Below are 17,771 nucleotides of genomic sequence, written 5' to 3' on the forward strand. Positions count from 1 at the left end.
CGATCCCGGCGTCACTCCTGGACCGTCATCGCCGGCGTGTCGGCCGGCGCGGCGAGCAGTTCCTTGAGCTCCTCGTCGACCGCACAGACCGTGATCGAGCAGCCCTCCATGTCCAGCGAGGTCATGTAGTCGCCGACCCAGGCGTCCCAGACGTCCAGCCCCTCGTCGTCCATCAGCTCTTGCAGCCGACGGTTGACGACGAACAGCTCCATCAGCGGCGTCCCGCCCATCCCGTTGACCATCGTGACGACCTCCTGGCCGTCGTCGAGTTCGAGGTCGTCGAGCACCCGCTCGGTCAGGTGTTCGGTCACTTCGTCGGCACTCATCGTCTCGGTTCGCTCGGTGCCGGGCTCGCCGTGGATGCCGATGCCGAGCTCGATCTCGTCGTCGCCCAGATCGAACGTCGGCTCGCCCTTTTCGGGGGTTACGCAGGAGGTCAGCGCCATCCCCATCGTGCCGACGTTGTCGATCACCTTTTCGGCGGTTTCGGCGACCGTCTGGAGGTCGGCGCCCTGCGCGGCCTTCGCGCCGGCGGCCTTGTGGACGAGGATCGTCCCCGCGACGCCGCGGCGTCCCGACGTGTACAGCGAGTCCTCGACGGCGACGTCGTCGTTCACCACCACCTGCTCTACGTCGACGCCCTCGATGTCGGCCATCTCGGCGGCCGTGTCGAAGTTCATCACGTCGCCCTCGTAGTTCTTGACGACGCACAGCACCCCCTCGCCGCCGTCGCAGGCTTCGATCATCTCGTTGAGCTGGTCGCCCGTCGGCGAGGTGAACACCTCGCCCGCCGCCGCGCCGTCGAGCATCCCCTCGCCGAGGTAGCCGGCGTGTGTCGGCTCGTGACCGCTCCCCCCGCCCGAGACGACGCCGACCTTCCCGTCGACCGGCGCGTCCGCCCGCACGAGTACCTCCTGCCCGTCGAGGCGTCGGAGTCGGTCGGGGTGCGCCGCCACCATTCCGTCGAGCATCTCGTCGACCACGTCCTCCGGCTCGTTGATGAGTTTCTTCATGCCGCGTCATTCTTCGTGGTCGTTCAACATATACCTCACACTAGCGGTTCTGCTCTCCGGCTGTCGGCGTCCGGGAACAGCTCCGGCAGCGGCAAACGGATCGGCCGACACAGTCACTATACTTCCGGCGCCCGTCGATCCGGTATGGCGATCTACGACGCCGTCGCCGACCTCGAGGTGGTCGTCGACGACTACGACCTGTCGCTCCGCGAGCGAGACACCTCCAGCGGGTTCGTCCGGACGACGACCGTCTTCGAGCTGCGCGGCGACGGCGCCGTCGGGCGCGGCGAGGACGTCACCTACGAAGCCGAGCACCACCACGCGCTCGTCGAGGGCGACGCCGATCTCGACCTGGCCGGAACGTACGAGTTCGACGAGTTCTCGCAACTCGTGGGCGAGATGGATCTGTTCCCGGCCGGCGCGCCCGACCGCTCGGAGTTCCGGAACTACCGCCGCTGGGGCGTCGAGTCGGCCGCGCTCGATCTCGCGCTGAAGCAGAGTGACTTGACGCTTGCCGACGCGCTCGACCGAACGTACGATCCCGTCAGCTTCGTCGCGAGCACGCGGCTGGGCGACCCGCCGACGCTGGATCGGATCGACGCGCTGCGCGAAGCGGACCCGAACCTGCAGTTCAAGCTCGATCCCACCTCGGACTGGACCGAGTCGATCGTCGCGGAGCTCGCCGACTCGGGCGCCGTCCGCATCCTCGACCTGAAGGGCCACTACGAGGGGACCGAGGTCGACCAGGCGCCCGATCCGGGGCTGTACGAACTGCTGATCGAGTCGTTCCCGGAGGCCGTGATCGAGGACCCGGCGCTGACCGACGAGACGCGCCCGATCGTCGACGACGCCGCCGACCGGGTGAGCTGGGACGCGCCGATCCACGGCCTCGACGACGTCGAGACTCTCCCGTGGGAGCCCGAGTGGCTCAACGTCAAGCCCTCCCGGTTCGGCTCGGTCGAGTCGCTGTTCGAGACGATCGAGCACGCACAGGAACGCGGGATGACGCTGTACGGTGGCGGCCAGTTCGAGCTCGGCGTCGGGCGCCAGCACATCCAGGCGCTGGCCTCGCTGTTCTATCCCGATGGCCCGAACGACGTCGCGCCCCGGGCGTACAACGACCCGGACGTGGGATCAGATCTGCCGACGAGTCCGCTCGCGCCGCCCGAAGACGCGCGCGGAATCGATTGGTCGTTCCGATAGGCGACCGGTGCAGCGCGGTCACTCCCAATCGGTCGCCGGATAGCGAACGACGTCGGCGATCTCGAACCGGGCGCCGCCCGCACCGCTCTCCGTGATCCGAACGCACCAGCCGTGTCCGTCCGCCACCGCCCGCACCACTGCAAGTCCGATTCCCGTCCCCGCGCTCGATCCGGAGTACCCCTCCTCGAACACGGACTCGCGTTCGTCTTCGGGGATACCGGGACCGTCGTCTTCGACGTAGAACCCGTCGTCCGTGCCGCCGACCGTGACGGTGACGTCCGGTCCGCCGTGCTCGACCGCGTTGCGAAACAGGTTCTCGAGAAGTTGCTTGAGCCGGACCTCGTCGGCGAGTATCTGCTTCGATGCGGCGATCTCGAGACTGGCGTTCTGGGCCGAGACGACGTCCCAGGAGCCGTCACACACCGCAGCCAGGTCCACCGGCTCGGGATCGGTGTCCACGTCGTCGCCCTCGATGATGAGCAGCGTATCTTCGAGCAACTGCTTCATTTGATCGGTCGCTTCCTGACAGACATCGAACGCTTCGTCGGTGTTCCGATCTCGCGCGCGGTCGAGGTACCCGTCGAGCACGTTCAGCGGATTGCGAAGTTCGTGGCGTAACGTGCTCGCGAACTGTTCGAGACGTTCGTTCCTATCGCGGAGCTCGTCGGTGAGGGCCTCGCTCTGGTCTCGCCGCGACAGGAGATTCGTAAATGTACGAAACAGCGTCTGCTTCTTGATGGGAGCCTCGACGACCGCGTTAACCAGGAGAGGCGGATCGTTCTCGACCGGGTCGGGAATGCTGACGTTGATCGGCGCTCGGTCGCGACGAACCAGCACGACCGGACAGAACACCGGTTGCTGCTCGTGTTTCTGCTCCTTCAGCGCGTCGCGGTACTTCGGAAACGCGGCCTCGTCGACGAGGTAGAGGTCACAGTTCCGGAACTCCTCGTCGACAACGGGCGTGTAATGCTCGTCGACCACCGATGAGAGCGCGCGGCGGTTGCCCTCGCCCTCGAACAGCAACTGGATCTCGACCATCGTCGTCGATCAGTCGTGTTTGGCGGCGTTTTCGCTTCGCTCGGGAAGCCCCGTAATGACGCCGTGATACCCCGTCATCGGATCGCCGACCGAGAGGCCGTCCGAGTCGATCGTAAACCGCCGCGGAATCGTTTCGAAGTTCCCGACCCGCTTTTTTATCACACCTAGTACGCGCTGTAACTCGCCTTCGATCTCGACGAACTGCTGGTAGATGATGTTGTCCGCGAGGTAGCTGACGTTTGCGCTCGTCGGCTGGGGCACCCCCGTCACCTCGTGTTGCTGGTCGACGAGGAGCACCGAGACGTTCATATTCGTGAGATACGTCGCCAGCGCGTGCAGCCGTCTCCGGAGGTTTACATCGTCGACGCCGCCCTTGATCGTGGTTTTGTAGCCCTGGATCCCGTCGATGACGACCAGATCGAGGTCTCGGGATTCGACCTGTGAGCGGATCTTCTGTGCGAACTCCTCGGGCGACCGAACCGAGGGTGCGACTGCCTCGATGGTCAACGCGCCGTCGTCGCGACGCTCTGTGATCGGGATGCCGAGGTTCTCGGAGCGGTACGTGAACGTTTCGAGCGACTCCTCGAAGAGGTACGCCAGCGCGCCGTCGCCGTCGGCCGCCGCGGACTCGAGGAACTCGGTGACGGCTGTCGTCTTGCCGACGCCGGAGGGACCGCTGACGATGGTGACGGTCCCCTGTTCGATGCCCCCGCCGAGCAAGTCGTCGAGCCCGTCGATTCCCGAGGTGAGTTTGGTCGGGGCGAACGACCGTGAGTGCTGTTGGGGACGTATCGCCGGATAAACGAAGCACCCGGTGTCCCGGATCTCCATCCCGTGGGTGCCGTCGTGCTGCCCGACGCCGCGGTGCTTCGGAACTTCGATGCGACGGCCCTCGTCCCCGTGCTCGAGCGCGACGACGCCGTCGCTGAGCGACTTCAGTTGTTCGTCGAACTGCGCGTCGGGCGTCTTGGTCATCAGGACTGTCGTCCCGCGATCCTTGAGGAACCGGGCGAACGAGATGATACGCTTTCTGAACTGGTAGTCGGTCGGTTCGAGGTACTGAAACTGAGTGATCGGGTCGATGAGGACGCGATCAGGGTCGAGATCGTCGATAGTACCGTGAATGTCGTCGATCAGCGAATCGTCCTCGAGGTCCGCAGGATCGACGACATCGTACGACCGCGAGTTAGTGAAGAACTCCGACCTGGGACCGATATCGAAGAACTCCGCCTCCGTCAGATCGATGTCGAGCTGTGCTGCGTTCGCGAGGTGACCTTGCTTCGACTCTTCACCGTGGATCAGCAGAACCGTCTCCCCCTGGTCGAGGCCGGCTCGCAGAAACTCCATCCCGAGCGTCGTCTTTCCGGTGCCGGGCGCGCCGAGGACGAGATATAGCCGCTCGTCGACGAATCCGCCGTTGAGGAGAGAGTCGAGACCAGAGACGCCGCTGGAGAGTTGGCAAAGTGAATCTCCGTTTACTGCCATGGTTGTGATATGTTTCTCGGATATGTGTTTAAACGCATCGGCTAGTATTTTGGATGCCGAGACTATCACGGTTATTCTATTTATTCTTCCGAGGGATCGCGTATTATTTCCAAATTCAACTAATTTTTCTCCACGATTTGTTGCAGATCGTCCGGTACGACGCTGAAACGACGCCAGCCCGAAGGAACTAATGGAAATTTTATTATAGCGTTCCGAAGACATTTCGACATGGCCTCGGGACTTGCTAACGTGGAACTCGACGGGACGACGCTGCTGACCGGTTACGCGCTGGGGACGTTCGGCGTCGTCGCGTACGTCCTCGCGCTGTTCGTGCAGTCGTCGACCGAGGCCGGATCGGGCGATCTCGCCGCCACCGCCGGGTACGCGACGGCGGTGATCGGGACGCCGCTGCTCGCCGGGCTCACCGCCGGCAACCTCGCGAGCGCCGGCGAGTACACCGCGGGCGACGTGCTGACGGGTTACGCGGTCGGCGGGCTCATCTTCGGCGTCGCCGTCGGGTGGATGAACTCGTCGATCTCGGAGACGGCAGCAGGAAGCGGGACGGTCCAGCACGTCCTGGTCGCGGTCGGGCTGACGCTGTCAGTTCCGCTCGCGGCCGTCGCGGGCGCCGCGGCCGGGCGTCGGCTCGGCGGTGGCGCGGACGCGTCGGCGTCGGCCGCGTAGCGCGGCGATCGACGGACGCCGAGACCGCCGGCCCGCTCACCACTCCTCGCCGATCCGTTCTCGCGCGCCCTCGTACCCCCTGCTCGTCCGCCAGCGCTCGCCCGTGTCGACGTGCTCGACGACGTAGCGCGAGCCGCAGGCGCCGCAGCGATGCTCCTCCGGCTTCGTCACCGTCTTCGAGGCCTTGAACCGGTCGACCGTCCAGTCGCAGCCCGTTTCCGTGCAGAGCAACTGCAATCGCGGCACGGAAAAGGACGGGCAGTGCCGCGACGCGCCGACCGCGTCTGCCTTCGCCCGGAAGCGCTCGCCGTGACCCGACTCGCCGTGCTCCAGGAACTCCCAGGCGTGGACGAGTTCGTGGCGGATCACGTCGGTGAACTCGTCCCAGCCGAACGAGCGGTAGGCCGCCCACGTCAGCCGGATCGTCACCGACTCCTCGGCGCGGTGGTAGACGGCCGCACCCGCCCGGCGCTTGGCGCGCCGGGAGACTCCCCACGAGACCGAGTCGAGATCGACGTCGAGGTCGACCGCGGCGGCGTACTCGCGTGCGCGATCGAGCAGTTCGTCCTCGGTTCGAGGATCGTCTTCGGTTGCCGCCCGGACGCCCGACTGCGAGTCGTCGCCTGCCATTCGATCGGTCGATCCTGCGCACCGTCGCCACATTAAAGCGCGGGTCGCGGCGACGCCCGTGTGCGCCGTCGCTCAGGGCGGGGCGTGATCGCACGGACGCCACCCTCGGGACGCCGTCTCACGCACACGCTTACGTCGCGCGTCGTGGATGCCGAACCCAATGGCCCCGGAGCTGATCGTCGTCGCCGCGGCGGTAGCGCTCCCCTTCGTCGCGGCGGCGCTGACGCCGCTGGTCTACCGAGCGCTCGGGGAACGGACCGGCTACGTCGGCGCCGCGATCGCGCTCGCCTGCTTCGCGCTGGTTGTCACCCAGCGGGGCGCCGAGGGCGCGGTCGGCGTCCCGTGGGTCCCGTCGCTCGACGTCGCGCTGCGCTTTTACGTCGACGGCTGGGCGCTCCTGTTCGCCGGGCTGGCCAGCGGCGTCGGCGTGCTCGTGTTCGTCTACTCGGCGGGCTACATGCACGGCGAGGGGAATCTGGCGCGGTACTACGCGACGCTGCTGGCCTTTATGGGCTCGATCCTCGGCGTCGCGTTCGCGGGCGACCTGATCGCGCTGTTCCTGTTCTGGGAGCTGACGAGCCTCGCGTCGTTCGTCCTGATCGGCCACCACGACGCCGAGGAGGAAGCGCGCTACTCCGCGCGGATGGCGATGATCGTCACCGTCGGGGGCGGCCTCTTTTTGCTCGTGGCCGTCCTGTTGCTGTCGATCGCCGCGGCGGGCGTCGCCGGCGTCGGCGCGTTCGACCTGGTCGGGATGCTCCGGAACTCCGAGGCGATGCAGGCCGCGCTGCGCGAGCAGGGCCTCTTCGTGCCCGTGCTCGGGCTGGTCGCAGTCGCGGCCGGCTCGAAATCGGCGCAGGTGCCGCTGCACTTCTGGCTGCCCAACGCGATGGTGGCGCCGACGCCGGTGTCGGCGTTTCTCCACTCGGCGACGATGGTGAAGGTCGGCGTCTACCTGCTGGGCCGCCTGCGACCGGTGCTGCTCGGAGCGGAGTGGACGCTGCTGTTCGCGACGCTCGGACTGGCGACGATGCTCGTCGGCGCCGCCCTCGCGGTCGTCTCGACCGACCTCAAGCAGCTGCTGGCGTACTCGACGGCGAGCCACCTCGGGCTGATGGTCGCGGGCTTCGGCTTCGCCAACCACTACGGCGCCGAAGCTGGCGTGTTCCACCTGCTGAACCACGCGCTGTTCAAGGCCGCCCTATTCTTGGTCGCCGGGATCGTCGCCCACGAAGCCGGATCGCGCCGGATCGACAGGCTCGGCGGGCTCTGGCGGGAGCTGCCGGTCACCGCCGCGATCGCGGGGATCACCGGGCTGAGCATGGCGGGGATTCCGCCCTTTAACGGCTTCTACTCGAAGGAGCTGCTGTTCGAGGCTGCCTACGAAACCGCGGTCCACGCCGACGGCGCGCTCGCGTGGCTCTACCCCGCTGTCGCCGTGCTGGCGAGCGTCTTCACCGTCCTGTACTCGCTGAAGTTCCTCTCGATCTTCGTCGGCGAGCGCCCCGCCGCGGTCGGCGGGCTGGGCCGGGCGCCCGCGGCGCTGGTGGCGCCGCCGGCCGTCCTCGCGCTGCTGGCGGGAGCGGTCAGCATCGATCCGCAGCTCGCGGTCAACGCCGCGGTCCAGCGGGGCGTCGACGCCGCCGCGGCCACGCCGACAGACGTCGCGGTCGGGCTGCCGACCTACCTCTCGGTGCCGGTCGCGATGTCGGCGCTCTCGATCGGCGGCGGCGTCGCGGCCTATCCCTTCGAGCGCGGGATCTGCCGCCGGATCGAGCTGCTCAACGAGCTGCGCGTGACGCCGCGACCCGCCTGGCTCTACGACTACTGGCTCACGCTGACCGAAACCGCGAGCGTCCGGCTCGACGCCGTCGTCAACAACGGCCTGCTCCGGACGTACGCCGCCTGGGCCGTCGCCGCCGCGAGCGCGCTGGCGCTGATCGGGTACGCGGCGACCGGCGCCGCCGTCCCCGCGATCGACGGTGCCGGCGCGACGCCCGCGATGGTGCTCGTCCTGCTGGTCGCGATCGTCGCAGCCGTCGCCGTGACGATCGCGCCGTCCCACGTCGCGGGCGTGCTCACGCTGTCGATCCTCGGGTTCATGGTCGCGATCTTCTACATCCTCGCGAGCGCGCCCGACCTCGCGCTGACCCAGCTCGTCGTCGAGACGCTCGTCCTGCTGATCTTCCTGCTCGTGCTCGAAGAGCTGCCGGCGTTCTACGCCGAGGCCCACCCCGGCGTGCTCGCGCGGGACGCCGCGCTCTCGCTGGGCGTCGGCGCCGTGGCGGCGCTGACCGTGCTCGTGACCGCTCGGGGCGGGGACGCGCCGCCGACCGACCTCGCTCGCGAGTACGTCTCCCGGGCGGTTCCCGGGGGCGGCGGGGCGAACGTCGTCAACGTGATCCTCACCGACTTCCGGGCGTTCGACACGCTCGGCGAGATCGTCGTGATCTCGATCGCCGCGCTGTCGGTGCTGGTCTTGCTCACGATGCGACGCCGAGGTGAGTCGCCGTGACGACGGTCGTGATGAAAACGACCGTCCGGGTGGTGGTGCCGATCGTGCTCGTCGTGGCGATCTCGCTGCTCCTGCAGGGGCACAACCTGCCGGGCGGCGGGTTCGTCGGCGGCGTCCTGACGACCGCGGCGTTCGCGCTGATCTACGTCGCCTACGGGCTGGACTACCTGGAGATCGGCGTGCTCGGCCGCGACGTCGAGTCGGGGGCCGGGATGTTCGAGCACCGGTCGGTCGAAGCGTACCTGCGGACGTTCGTGCTCGGCCTCGCGCTGGCCGTCGGCAGCGGCCTCGGCGGGCTGGCGTTCGGCGAGCCGTTCCTGACGCAGGACCACTGGACGATATACGGCGTGCCGATCTACGGCGATATCCACCTCGCGTCGGCGCTGGCGTTCGACGTCGGCGTCTACCTCGTGGTGGTCGGCGGGCTGTTGACGATCCTCTCGGTGGTGGGCGCCGAATGAGCCTGGCGCTCGCGCTCGTGGTCGGCGCGCTGTTCGCGCTGGGCACGTTCCTGCTGCTCCGGCGGGATCTCCTCCGGGTGGTCTGGGGGATCGCCGTGATTTCGCAGGCGGCGAACGTCTACCTCGTCTCGGTGGGCGGCGTCGTCGCGGGCGACGGCGACACGGTTCCCATACTGGCTGGACACGGCGCCGAGACGCCGGCGACGGCCGACCCGGTCGTGCAGGCGCTGGTGCTGACGGCGATCGTGATCAGCTTCGGGACGACGGCGTTCGCGCTCGCGCTGACATTTCGCGTGCACGCCGAGAACGGAACGATGGACGTGGGTGAGCTGCCGTGACGGCGCAACTCGTCGTCGCGCCGATCCTGGTCCCGCTGGTCGGGATCGTCGGGCTGCTCGCGCTGCGACGCCGCCCGCGCGTCCAGCGCGTCGCGAGCGTCGGCGTCGCGCTGGCGTACGCGGCGAGCGTTGCCTGGCTGACCTACGGCGTCGTGCTCGGACCGGGGGCGCCCGGCGCCGCGGCCTACCAGCTCGGCGGCTGGGAAGCCCCGATCGGGATCACGCTCGTCGCCGACGCGCTGTCGGCGTTCATGCTCTCGATCGCCGCGGCCGTGGGGCTCGCCGCGGTCGCGTTCTCGGTCGTCTACGTCGACCGGGCGAACCAGCGGGCGTTCTACCATCCCCTCTTCCACTGCCTGTTGCTCGGCGTCTCGGGCGCCTTTCTCACGGGCGACCTGTTCAACCTGTTCGTCTGGTTCGAAGTGATGTTGCTCGCGAGCTACGTGTTCGTCGTGTTCTACGGCGGCGCCACCCACACCGCGGCGGCGTTTCGCTACCTGACGCTGAACGTGATCGGCAGCGTCGTCATGCTGCTGGCGATCGGCGGCCTCTACGCCACGACGGGAACGCTGAACATGGCCGACATGGCCCGTCGGCTCGCGGCTCCCGCGGTGTACGGCGTCGATCCCGCCCCGGTCGTCGGACTCGGCGGGCTGCTGCTCGCGACGTTCGGGCTGAAGGCGGGGCTGGTGCCGTTCCAGTTCTGGGTGCCCGACGCCTACCGCGCGGCGCCGCTGCCGGTCACCGCGATGCTCGCGGGCGTCACCAAGAAGGTCGGACTGTACGCGATCGTCCGGCTGTATTTCACCGTGTTCGCGGCGGCCGACCTCGCGGTCGAGCTCCCAGGAATCACCGGCGACTCGGCGCTGGCGGTGTTCGCGCCGGTCCTCATGGCGATGGGGATCGCGAGCGTGCTCGTCGGCGGGCTCGGCGCCGTCGCGCGGGACACCTTAGACGAGCTGCTGGCGTACTCCAGCATCGGACAGGTCGGCTTCATCGCGATCCCGATCGCCGTCGCCGCTGCGGCCGACCCGGCGCCCTCGGGCGTCGATCCCGCGACCTCGCTCCGCGGACTCGCGATCGCGGCCGCGCTGGTGTACGCGCTCCACCACGCGCTCGCGAAGGGGCTGCTGTTCATGGCGACCGGCGCCGTCCGCTCGGCGACCGGCACGAACCGGCTGGCCGACCTGGGCGGGCTCGCCGGTCGATCGCCGACGCTAGCTGGCGCCTTCTTCGTCGGCGGCCTCTCGCTGATCGGCATCCCGCCGCTCGCGGGCTTCTTCGGGAAGTTCCTGACCTTCGGCGTCGCCAGCGACTGGCTCGGGCTCGTCGTCAGGAACGGCGGCGCGGTCTGGCCGCCCGCCGTCGCGCTCGCCGTGTTGCTCGCCGGCGCCGTGCTGACGATCGTCTACGCGACTCGCGCCTGGAACGCCTGCTTCTGGGGCGCCCGGACGCCGATGGTCGCCGGCGCCGCCGTCGACCGGCGCGAGGTCGCCGTCGTCGCCGCGATGGCGGTCGCGATCCTGGCCGTCGGCGTCGCCTTCGACCCGGTCTACCGGTTCGCGAGCGACGCTGCCGTCGCCGCGCTGGATCGGGGCGCGTACGTCGACGTTGTCGCGCCGACGGGAGGTGAGCCGCCGTGATGTCCGGCGACTACGGTCACGGCGGAGGTGAGCCGCCGTGATCCGGAGATGGCCGGTCGCCGGGCTCGCCTTCGGCGTCCTCTGGGTGGTCGTCCGCGGCGTCGAGTTGGCGCTCGACCCGCTGGTCGGCCAGTTCCTGCTGGGGACCGCCGTCGGATTCCCGGTGGCGTACCTGTTCCGCCGACTCTACGCCGAGGGGATCGACCTCACCGGGACGTTGGGCTCGGTCCCCTACGCGGCGCTGTTCGTGCTGGTGTTCCTCCGCGAAGTCGTCGTCGCGAATGTCGACGTCGCCCGGCGGGTGCTGGCGCCGACCATGCCGATCGAGCCCGAGGTGATCCTGATCCCGCTGCGCGTGCGGACCGACCTCGGCGTCACGACGATCGCCAACAGCATCACGATCACGCCGGGGACGATCACGCTCGACCACGACCCCGAGGAGAACGCGCTGTACGTCCACGTGATCGACGGCCGGGATCCCGAGGCGATCGTCGAGCCGATCCGCACCTGGGAGGACTACGCGCTGGAGATCTTCGACGAGGAACTGTCGCCCGAGGACCCCTCGCCCGGGTTCTCGGTGTACCCGCCGGAGATGGAGGTGCCGCCGGAGCCGGTGACCGACAGCGAGGGGCTGGAGGACCTCGGTCGCCAGCGCGACGAGAACTGGGACCGCGACCGGACCCCGGGCGACCGCGGAGGTGACGGCGATGGCCGCTGACCCGCTGGTGTCGACGGCCGCGAACGCCGGGCTCGTGATCGTCAGCGCGCTCTGCGTGCTCTGTGGCTACCGCGTGATCGTCGGGCCGACGGTGCCCGACCGGGTCGTCGCGCTCGACGCCATCGCGACCAACGTCGTCGCCATCGCCGTGCTGTTCGCGCTCAAGACCGGCCGCGGCCTGTTCGTCACGGTGAGCCTGGTGCTCGCGATCATCGGCTTCCTGTCGACGGTCACGGTCGCGAAGTATGTCACCGAGGGAGACATCATCGAACGGAGGGAGTAGATGCGAGGACAGACCACAGCCCGCGGAGGGAACGACCGATGGTAGGACCGATACAGCGGTGGACGATCGTCGCGCTCGTCGCCGTCGGCGTGTTCTTCCTGACCGTCGGGACGATCGGCCTGCTGCGCCTGCCAAACGTGTACAACCGGATGCACGCCACGAGCAAGCCGACCACGCTCGGGACCGCGGCGATCTTCCTCGCGGGGTTCGTTTACTTCGGTCCCGGCGGCGCGGGGATGCCGTCGCTGATCGGCATCGTCTTCCTGTTCCTCACCGTACCGACGGGCGCACACATGATCTCGCGGTCCGCACAGAAGATCGGCGTCCCGTTCCTCGGCAGCGTCACCTGGCCCGTCGAAACGGGCGACGAGACCGAGAGCGGCGGCGATCCCGACGGCGAGGGCGCCGAATGAAGTCTCGCCCGCCGCTGCCCCCGATCGACGAGATGCGCGACGAGCTGCTCGGCGGCGGCCACCTCTGGCTCCAGGAGTACGTCGACGGCGGCGCGCTTCGATTCCAACTTCGGGAGGACGGCGCGATCCGCTTCGGCGACCGCGAGCGCGCGTTCGAACCGGGCGACCCGCCGCTGCCCTACCGGCACGCGCTGGCGCACGTCCGCGAGAATCTCGACCGGCAGGCGCTCCGTGACGCCGTCGCCGACGTCGGGGCGGTGACCTTTTTCGGCGTCGCGACCCACCGCAAGTCGATCGACTACGACTGGGCGCGCACGCCGCCGGTGCTGGGGACCGACGTCTGGTCGGCGACCGAAAAGTCATTCCTCCCTCCCGATCGGGTCGAGCAGATCTTTCGCCGGCTGGGACTGGCGCCGGTCAACGCCGTCCGGAAGGAACTGCGCGCGCAGGACTTCGACCCAGACGCCTACGAGTTCCCGGCCTCGGAGTGGTACGACGGCCCGATGGCCGGCGTCGTCGTGCGATCGAAGACCGGCGGCGCCGCGCGGCTGCTCGCGCCCGAGTTTCGGGAGGCGGACGAGTCTGCGGCCGGCGATCCCGCTCCCGCCGAGTCGGCCGACGCGCTGGTCGAGCGCCACGCCACCGATCGACGGCTCGAACGACTCGCCGGACGGCTGGAAGAACAGGGGCGCGGCGTGACAGCCGAGACCGTGACCGAGCGCGCGCTCGACGCCGTCGCGCGGGAAGCCCCCGCGAAGCACTTCGGCGACGGCGGCGTCGACGAGGGGGCGCTCCGGTCGGCGCTCGCGCCGCGCGTCCGGGGGTTCTTGGACGACCGCTCGTGGGAGTGATCGGCTCGTCTGATCCATCCCCAGGGGCGGACGAAGCATTTACGTCGATCACTCCCCGAGTTCGCCACATGCCCAACATCGAGGTCTCCCTGCCCGACCGCGTCGACACCGAGATCGACCGCCTGGTCGACCAGGGCGAGTTTCTCAACCGGGAACAGGCGATCGAAGAGCTGCTGTCGATGGGGATGTCGGCCTACGAAACCACGGGAACGTCCACGGAGGACGACGAGTGGGTGATGCAGAACGTCGAGGATCAGCAGGACCCCGCAATGCAGGACGACGTCGACGAAGACGGCCGGATGTTCTAGCGGGTCGACGCCGACGTGACGACCGCTCGTTTTTCGGAGTGACGCAGCGCGCGCAGCCGCCGTTATCGCTCGACGACGCGATCGGCGTCGACGAACGCCGCCAGCTCGTCGACCGTCGCGATCTCCGCCAGCGCGTCGAGCGCCCGCTCGGCCTCGTCGAGCCGGCGCGTCGCGAACTCCTGGAGCCGCGGGTTGTCGGGCGCCGACGGCTCGACGCAGGCGTCGGTATCTTCGCCGCTCAGCCACGGGACGCGCCGGACTGCGGCGACGCCGCGCCCGACCGTCGCGAAGCGGTCGATCTCGGGCTCGTCGGCGCCAGCCAGCGTCGCGCCGACGACGGCTGCACTGCGCCCGAGCGCGCCGGTCGTGGCGTCCGCGAACGCGCAGAACGACTCCGGCGGCAGCGTCGACCGGGGCGGGTCCTCGCCGAACGCCGCGACGATCGACTCGGCGCCGCTGGCGAACCGTTCGACGCACTCCGCCGTGCGCTCGCCCCTGAGCGATCCGAGCGTCGAGTACGCCGATGCGAACAGAAAGTCCGACGCCAGCAGCCCGGTCGTCAACTGGCCCTCGGAGCGATCGAGAGCGCCTTCGTCGAGTTGAACCACCAACCGCTCGCGCAGCGCCCAGTACTCGCGAAGCAACTCGATCGCCGTCGCCGCGACGAGGGCGGCGTCGTCCGGTTGTTCGGAGGCGTTCGGCGCCGACGCGACCGCGTCGTACGAGACGACGAGCAACTGCCCGTACCAGCGATCGCCCCGCTCGGGAACCGCCGAGAGTTCTGCCGCCAGCGACTCGCCCGCGGCGGCGTCGATCCGATCTGCGATTCGCCCCTCGATCTCGGACCGGCGCTCGGGGAGTGCCTGTTCCGGTGACATGGCTGTTCAGTCGTCCGTCGCCGACACCTCGACCGCATCGTCGATTTCGACGTCCGGCTCCGTGAGATCGGCGTCCCGCCAGGTGCCCCGCTGGTACCAGGCGTAGGCGATCGTCGCGCCGACGACGTTCGAGGCCGCGAACGCGATCCAGATCCCCGACTCGCCGATCGCGTCGGCGCCGAACCACGCCACCGGGAAGCGGATCACGCCGAGCGTCACGACGGAGATCGCCGCCGCGGTCAGCGTCTTGCCGGCGCCGCGGAAGCTCCCGGTGTAGGCCCGCATGATGCCGATGAACCCGAAGGTCAGCGCGACGTAGCGCAGGAACTGCGTCCCGACCTCGACGACGCGATCGGCGTTGGCCTGGTCCGCGCCGACGAACACCGAGACGATCGGTTCGGGCGCCAGAAAGACGAGCACGCCCGCGACCGAGAGGACGCCGAACAGCGTCTTCGCGGCTAATCCTGCGGCCTCGGCTGCCCTGTCGGGCTTGCCCGCGCCGATGTTCTGGCCGGTCATCGTCTCGACGCCGCGCGCGACCGCGATCGCCGGCAGGAAGATCACCGAGAACACGCGCGTCCCGATGCCGTAGGCCGCCACGACGGGGTCGGGGAACAGCGCGACGATGAACAGCAGCAGGTTCATCGACAGCGCCCGGCCCATCCCCTCGACCGACGCCGGCAGCCCGATCCTGACGAGGCGACGCAGGTAGGTCAGGTCGGGCGCCATGTCCCGGAGGTTGATCTGGACGCCGCGGACGCCCCGGAACATGATCGCGAGGCCGACGACCAGCGCGAGCCCGCGGGAGAACACCGTCGCGACCGCCGCGCCCTGAATGCCCATCTCGGGAAACACCCACCACCCGAAGATCAGGAACGGATCGATGACGATGTTGAGCACGACCGAGCCGAACATCACCAGCATCGGCGTGATCGTGTCGCCGTAGCCCCGCATCAGCGCGATGAACACGAAGAAGCCGAACATGAAGAGCAGGCCCAACGAGATCACTTCCATGTAGTCGGTCGCCAGCGGCAACACGTCCGACGAGGCGCCCATGATATCGAGGAATCCGCCGACCGAGACGTAGCCGATCGCGCCCAGCACCACCGACACGAGCAGCGCGAACGTCACGGTCTGGGAGGCGGCGTACTCTGCTTCGGCTTCCTCCTCGGCGCCGGTGAACTGCGCGACGAGCACGCTCCCGGCGACGGAGATCCCCATCCCGAAGGAGATCAGCAGGAACACCATCGGAAAGGCGAAGCTGATCGCCGCCAGCGCGTCGGTGCTGTACTGGCCGAGCCAGAACGTGTCCGCCAGGTTGTAGGCGGTCTGGAACAGGTTCGTCACGACGATCGGCATCGCCAGGAAGAACAGCGGCTTCCCGATGTCGCCCGAGGTCAGGTCGAACTCCTCGGGGCCTTTGAACAACGCGCCGACGCGCTCGCGGAGACTCATCGGCGGGTGCCCTCCGCCACAGCGGGCTGCTGTAACTGCGTCTCGACGAGCCCGTCGATCGCGTCGCGACAGCGCCCGGTCGACCGATCGGCCGCAAATCGGCGCAGCTGGGCGCCCTTGATCGCCGTGGCGAGCCGCTCGGCGGCGGCGCCCGGATCGACGCCGTCGTCGAACTCGCCGGCGTCGACGCCAACGGCGACGACCTCTCGGAGCGTCTCGAACAGCCGCCGGTCGAACGCGGCGACCCGCTCTTGCATCGCGTCGTCGTGGGGCGCCCGCGCGGCCACCGAAAGGATCGCGGTGTGGAACTCCCCATCGAGCGGCGGTTCGTCCGCGAGCAACACCTCGAGGAGCGCGTCGAGACGCTGTCGGGCGGTGTCGCCGTCCGCGGCGTCGAGTCGGTCGGCGTAGCGTTCGTAGAGCTCGTCGAGCAACGCGGCGAGCAGCTCCGCCTTGCTGTCGTAGTGGTAGTGAACGGTCGCTTTGCTCCGGTCCGACTCGTCGGCGATGGTCTGTATCGTGAGATCGGCGTACCCGTGCTCGCAGAGGGCGAGATACGCGGCGTCGAGAATCTCGGCCGCCGGCTCGTCGTCCATGTCGATACCGTACTTACTGACTAGTTAGTCAAAAGAGTTTGGAACGCGATCTCGTTCTTCCGGTTGGTGTCGGTCGCCCACGGAGAGCGACGAACGCGCCGTTCGACGGCGGCGGTCGAACGCTGACGAACGGGTCACAACTGTTATCCGAGACAGGGGCGACGCTGTAGGTGATGGGAGATCCGCCGGACCGCTCTTTCTCCGACGCCGAAGAGGAGATCCTGCGCGCCACCTACAGCGCGCTCCGCGAACACGGGTACGCCGATCTGACGATCAAGCGAATCGCCGAGGAGTACGGCAAGTCCACGGCCGCGGTGCACTACCACTACGACACCAAAGAGGAGCTGCTGGCGGCGTTTCTGGACTACATCCTCCAGCGGTTCGTGGACACGATCCACGAGGTCGAGACGACCGATCCCAACGAGCGGCTGACGCTGCTGCTCGACCAGCTGCTCGTCGAGCTCGAGGACCACCTCGATCTGCTGGTGGCGATCCTCGAGATGCGCAGCCAGGCGCCGTACGAGGCGGCGTTCGCGGAGCGCTTCGAACAGAACGACGAGTACGTCCGGTACATGCTCAGGACGGTGATCGCCGACGGCATTCGACAGGGGGTCTTCGACGACGACATCGACCCGGAGCACGCCGCCGGCGCGCTGATGACGATCGTCGACGGCGCCCGGACGCGGACGGTCGTGCTGGACGACGCCGACGCGCTGGCGACCGCGCGGCGAACCGCCGAGGAGTACGTGGACACGGTACTGCGCGTCGACGACTGAGAACGATCGGGGTCTGCGATCGGCGGTCCGCGTCGCGGTCGCTTACTCGTCTGGCGTGCCCTCGACCTCGCCGATCCGCGTCGTACACCAGTGACAGAACTCAAGGTCGCCGTCGAGTTCGTTCCCGCAGTGGGGACAGTGCGTGAGCGTCCCGTCGGGCTCCGGCGTCCGTCGCGCGATCGCGTTCTGGGCCTGCGCGAGAACGTACGCGTCGATCACGCTGAGCGCCCCGACGACGAACAGCGGGGCGACCGCCAGCGGGTCGACGCCGGAGAACGTCGCGAGCGCCTCGATCGTCGACTGGTCGACGAACAGGACGCTCACCCCCAGAGCGGCGACGAGCCAGCCGAGCGCGCGACGCCAGCGGCGGATGTAGAAGTGCCCGAAGCCGATGACGAGCGCGCCCAGCAGCGCCGCGAGCCACGGACGTTTCTGCGAACTCGTTCGTTCCACGACTTGACTTACTGGTCAGTAAGTGATAAA

General features: G+C 68.6%; 20 protein-coding genes. 12 read left to right on the forward strand and 8 right to left on the reverse strand.

What is annotated here, in order from left to right:
• Window positions 1-11: 11 nt before the first annotated feature.
• Window positions 12-1,013 (reverse strand): dihydroxyacetone kinase subunit DhaK, encoded by a 1,002-nt coding sequence (dhaK, locus tag ABDZ81_RS02065; protein WP_343772170.1) that lies wholly within the window; start codon window positions 1,011-1,013, stop codon window positions 12-14.
• Between the two features lie 144 nt (window positions 1,014-1,157).
• Here dhaK and ABDZ81_RS02070 point away from each other — a divergent pair, with 144 nt between their 5' ends.
• Entirely contained in the window at window positions 1,158-2,216 is a 1,059-nt protein-coding gene (locus tag ABDZ81_RS02070; RefSeq protein WP_343772171.1) for an enolase-like domain-containing protein, read from the forward strand.
• Between the two features lie 18 nt (window positions 2,217-2,234).
• Here ABDZ81_RS02070 and ABDZ81_RS02075 read toward each other — a convergent pair whose 3' ends face one another.
• On the reverse strand, window positions 2,235-3,254 hold the full coding sequence (locus tag ABDZ81_RS02075) for a sensor histidine kinase (protein WP_343772173.1): 1,020 nt from the start codon (window positions 3,252-3,254) through the stop codon (window positions 2,235-2,237).
• 9 nt (window positions 3,255-3,263) lie between these two features.
• Window positions 3,264-4,739, reverse strand: a complete 1,476-nt coding sequence (locus ABDZ81_RS02080; protein WP_343772174.1) for an ATPase domain-containing protein — start codon at window positions 4,737-4,739, stop codon at window positions 3,264-3,266.
• Between the two features lie 228 nt (window positions 4,740-4,967).
• Between ABDZ81_RS02080 and ABDZ81_RS02085 the strand changes: the two genes are divergently transcribed.
• Entirely contained in the window at window positions 4,968-5,423 is a 456-nt protein-coding gene (locus ABDZ81_RS02085) for a hypothetical protein (RefSeq protein WP_343772175.1), read from the forward strand.
• Window positions 5,424-5,459: 36 nt separating this feature from the next.
• Here the strand turns inward: ABDZ81_RS02085 and ABDZ81_RS02090 are convergent, their stop codons facing one another.
• Window positions 5,460-6,053 (reverse strand): SprT-like domain-containing protein, encoded by a 594-nt coding sequence (locus ABDZ81_RS02090; RefSeq protein WP_343772176.1) that lies wholly within the window; start codon window positions 6,051-6,053, stop codon window positions 5,460-5,462.
• Between the two features lie 160 nt (window positions 6,054-6,213).
• Between ABDZ81_RS02090 and mbhE the strand changes: the two genes are divergently transcribed.
• The 9 genes from mbhE (at window position 6,214) to ABDZ81_RS02135 (ending at window position 13,583) form a co-directional block, all read left to right on the forward strand.
• Window positions 6,214-8,568, forward strand: coding sequence for a hydrogen gas-evolving membrane-bound hydrogenase subunit E (gene mbhE / locus ABDZ81_RS02095; RefSeq protein ID WP_343772177.1), 2,355 nt, complete (start codon window positions 6,214-6,216; stop codon window positions 8,566-8,568).
• Window positions 8,565-9,029 carry an MnhB domain-containing protein gene (locus ABDZ81_RS02100; RefSeq protein ID WP_343772178.1) on the forward strand — a complete coding sequence of 155 codons (465 nt, stop codon included), beginning with the start codon at window positions 8,565-8,567 and terminating at the stop codon, window positions 9,027-9,029. The genes mbhE and ABDZ81_RS02100 overlap by 4 nt, the downstream gene beginning before the upstream one ends.
• On the forward strand, window positions 9,026-9,367 hold the full coding sequence (locus ABDZ81_RS02105; RefSeq protein ID WP_343772179.1) for a sodium:proton antiporter: 342 nt from the start codon (window positions 9,026-9,028) through the stop codon (window positions 9,365-9,367). The genes ABDZ81_RS02100 and ABDZ81_RS02105 overlap by 4 nt, the downstream gene beginning before the upstream one ends.
• A complete protein-coding gene (locus ABDZ81_RS02110; RefSeq protein ID WP_343772180.1) occupies window positions 9,364-11,010 on the forward strand; it encodes a complex I subunit 5 family protein in 1,647 nt (548 codons plus the stop codon). Before ABDZ81_RS02105 ends, ABDZ81_RS02110 begins: the two co-directional genes overlap by 4 nt.
• Before the next feature lie 40 nt (window positions 11,011-11,050).
• Window positions 11,051-11,728 carry a Na+/H+ antiporter subunit E gene (locus ABDZ81_RS02115; protein WP_377075040.1) on the forward strand — a complete coding sequence of 226 codons (678 nt, stop codon included), beginning with the start codon at window positions 11,051-11,053 and terminating at the stop codon, window positions 11,726-11,728.
• Window positions 11,718-12,011 (forward strand): MrpF/PhaF family protein, encoded by a 294-nt coding sequence (locus ABDZ81_RS02120; RefSeq protein ID WP_343772182.1) that lies wholly within the window; start codon window positions 11,718-11,720, stop codon window positions 12,009-12,011. Before ABDZ81_RS02115 ends, ABDZ81_RS02120 begins: the two co-directional genes overlap by 11 nt.
• 38 nt (window positions 12,012-12,049) lie before the next feature.
• Window positions 12,050-12,424 (forward strand): monovalent cation/H(+) antiporter subunit G, encoded by a 375-nt coding sequence (gene mnhG, locus ABDZ81_RS02125; RefSeq protein ID WP_343772183.1) that lies wholly within the window; start codon window positions 12,050-12,052, stop codon window positions 12,422-12,424.
• Complete coding sequence (locus ABDZ81_RS02130) at window positions 12,421-13,275, forward strand: hypothetical protein (RefSeq protein WP_343772184.1); 855 nt, start codon at window positions 12,421-12,423, stop codon at window positions 13,273-13,275. Before mnhG ends, ABDZ81_RS02130 begins: the two co-directional genes overlap by 4 nt.
• Before the next feature lie 68 nt (window positions 13,276-13,343).
• Window positions 13,344-13,583 (forward strand): ribbon-helix-helix domain-containing protein, encoded by a 240-nt coding sequence (locus ABDZ81_RS02135; RefSeq protein WP_343772185.1) that lies wholly within the window; start codon window positions 13,344-13,346, stop codon window positions 13,581-13,583.
• A 62-nt stretch (window positions 13,584-13,645) separates the two neighbouring features.
• On the opposite strand, the gene ABDZ81_RS02140 is transcribed toward ABDZ81_RS02135, so the two are convergent.
• Genes ABDZ81_RS02140 through ABDZ81_RS02150 form a run of 3 tightly spaced genes read right to left on the reverse strand, consistent with a single transcriptional unit; the run spans window position 13,646 to window position 16,512 of the window.
• Window positions 13,646-14,461: a polyprenyl synthetase family protein gene (locus ABDZ81_RS02140; protein WP_343772186.1), complete on the reverse strand. Its 816-nt coding sequence runs from the start codon at window positions 14,459-14,461 to the stop codon at window positions 13,646-13,648.
• A 6-nt stretch (window positions 14,462-14,467) separates the two neighbouring features.
• Complete coding sequence (locus ABDZ81_RS02145) at window positions 14,468-15,916, reverse strand: MATE family efflux transporter (RefSeq protein WP_343772187.1); 1,449 nt, start codon at window positions 15,914-15,916, stop codon at window positions 14,468-14,470.
• A complete protein-coding gene (locus ABDZ81_RS02150) occupies window positions 15,913-16,512 on the reverse strand; it encodes a TetR/AcrR family transcriptional regulator (protein ID WP_343772188.1) in 600 nt (199 codons plus the stop codon). The genes ABDZ81_RS02145 and ABDZ81_RS02150 overlap by 4 nt, the downstream gene beginning before the upstream one ends.
• Window positions 16,513-16,685: 173 nt before the next feature.
• Here ABDZ81_RS02150 and ABDZ81_RS02155 point away from each other — a divergent pair, with 173 nt between their 5' ends.
• Entirely contained in the window at window positions 16,686-17,288 is a 603-nt protein-coding gene (locus tag ABDZ81_RS02155) for a TetR/AcrR family transcriptional regulator (protein WP_343772189.1), read from the forward strand.
• A gap of 42 nt (window positions 17,289-17,330) precedes the next feature.
• On the opposite strand, the gene ABDZ81_RS02160 is transcribed toward ABDZ81_RS02155, so the two are convergent.
• A complete protein-coding gene (locus ABDZ81_RS02160; protein WP_343772190.1) occupies window positions 17,331-17,741 on the reverse strand; it encodes a DUF7575 domain-containing protein in 411 nt (136 codons plus the stop codon).
• Between the last annotated feature and the right edge of the window lie 30 nt (window positions 17,742-17,771).

The organism is Natronoarchaeum mannanilyticum (assembly GCF_039522665.1).
Classification (GTDB): domain Archaea; phylum Halobacteriota; class Halobacteria; order Halobacteriales; family Natronoarchaeaceae; genus Natronoarchaeum; species Natronoarchaeum mannanilyticum.

Excerpts from the sequence above, each read along its gene's own strand:
- dhaK (WP_343772170.1), bottom strand. The coding sequence starts at position 1,013 with ATGAAGAAACTCATCAACGAGCCGGAGGACGTGGTCGACGAGATGCTC.
- ABDZ81_RS02070 (WP_343772171.1), top strand. The coding sequence starts at position 1,158 with ATGGCGATCTACGACGCCGTCGCCGACCTCGAGGTGGTCGTCGACGAC.
- ABDZ81_RS02075 (WP_343772173.1), bottom strand. The coding sequence starts at position 3,254 with ATGGTCGAGATCCAGTTGCTGTTCGAGGGCGAGGGCAACCGCCGCGCG.
- ABDZ81_RS02080 (WP_343772174.1), bottom strand. The coding sequence starts at position 4,739 with ATGGCAGTAAACGGAGATTCACTTTGCCAACTCTCCAGCGGCGTCTCT.
- ABDZ81_RS02085 (WP_343772175.1), top strand. The coding sequence starts at position 4,968 with ATGGCCTCGGGACTTGCTAACGTGGAACTCGACGGGACGACGCTGCTG.
- ABDZ81_RS02090 (WP_343772176.1), bottom strand. The coding sequence starts at position 6,053 with ATGGCAGGCGACGACTCGCAGTCGGGCGTCCGGGCGGCAACCGAAGAC.
- mbhE (WP_343772177.1), top strand. The coding sequence starts at position 6,214 with ATGGCCCCGGAGCTGATCGTCGTCGCCGCGGCGGTAGCGCTCCCCTTC.
- ABDZ81_RS02105 (WP_343772179.1), top strand. The coding sequence starts at position 9,026 with ATGAGCCTGGCGCTCGCGCTCGTGGTCGGCGCGCTGTTCGCGCTGGGC.
- ABDZ81_RS02120 (WP_343772182.1), top strand. The coding sequence starts at position 11,718 with ATGGCCGCTGACCCGCTGGTGTCGACGGCCGCGAACGCCGGGCTCGTG.
- mnhG (WP_343772183.1), top strand. The coding sequence starts at position 12,050 with ATGGTAGGACCGATACAGCGGTGGACGATCGTCGCGCTCGTCGCCGTC.
- ABDZ81_RS02130 (WP_343772184.1), top strand. The coding sequence starts at position 12,421 with ATGAAGTCTCGCCCGCCGCTGCCCCCGATCGACGAGATGCGCGACGAG.
- ABDZ81_RS02135 (WP_343772185.1), top strand. The coding sequence starts at position 13,344 with ATGCCCAACATCGAGGTCTCCCTGCCCGACCGCGTCGACACCGAGATC.
- ABDZ81_RS02140 (WP_343772186.1), bottom strand. The coding sequence starts at position 14,461 with ATGTCACCGGAACAGGCACTCCCCGAGCGCCGGTCCGAGATCGAGGGG.
- ABDZ81_RS02145 (WP_343772187.1), bottom strand. The coding sequence starts at position 15,916 with ATGAGTCTCCGCGAGCGCGTCGGCGCGTTGTTCAAAGGCCCCGAGGAG.
- ABDZ81_RS02150 (WP_343772188.1), bottom strand. The coding sequence starts at position 16,512 with ATGGACGACGAGCCGGCGGCCGAGATTCTCGACGCCGCGTATCTCGCC.
- ABDZ81_RS02155 (WP_343772189.1), top strand. The coding sequence starts at position 16,686 with ATGGGAGATCCGCCGGACCGCTCTTTCTCCGACGCCGAAGAGGAGATC.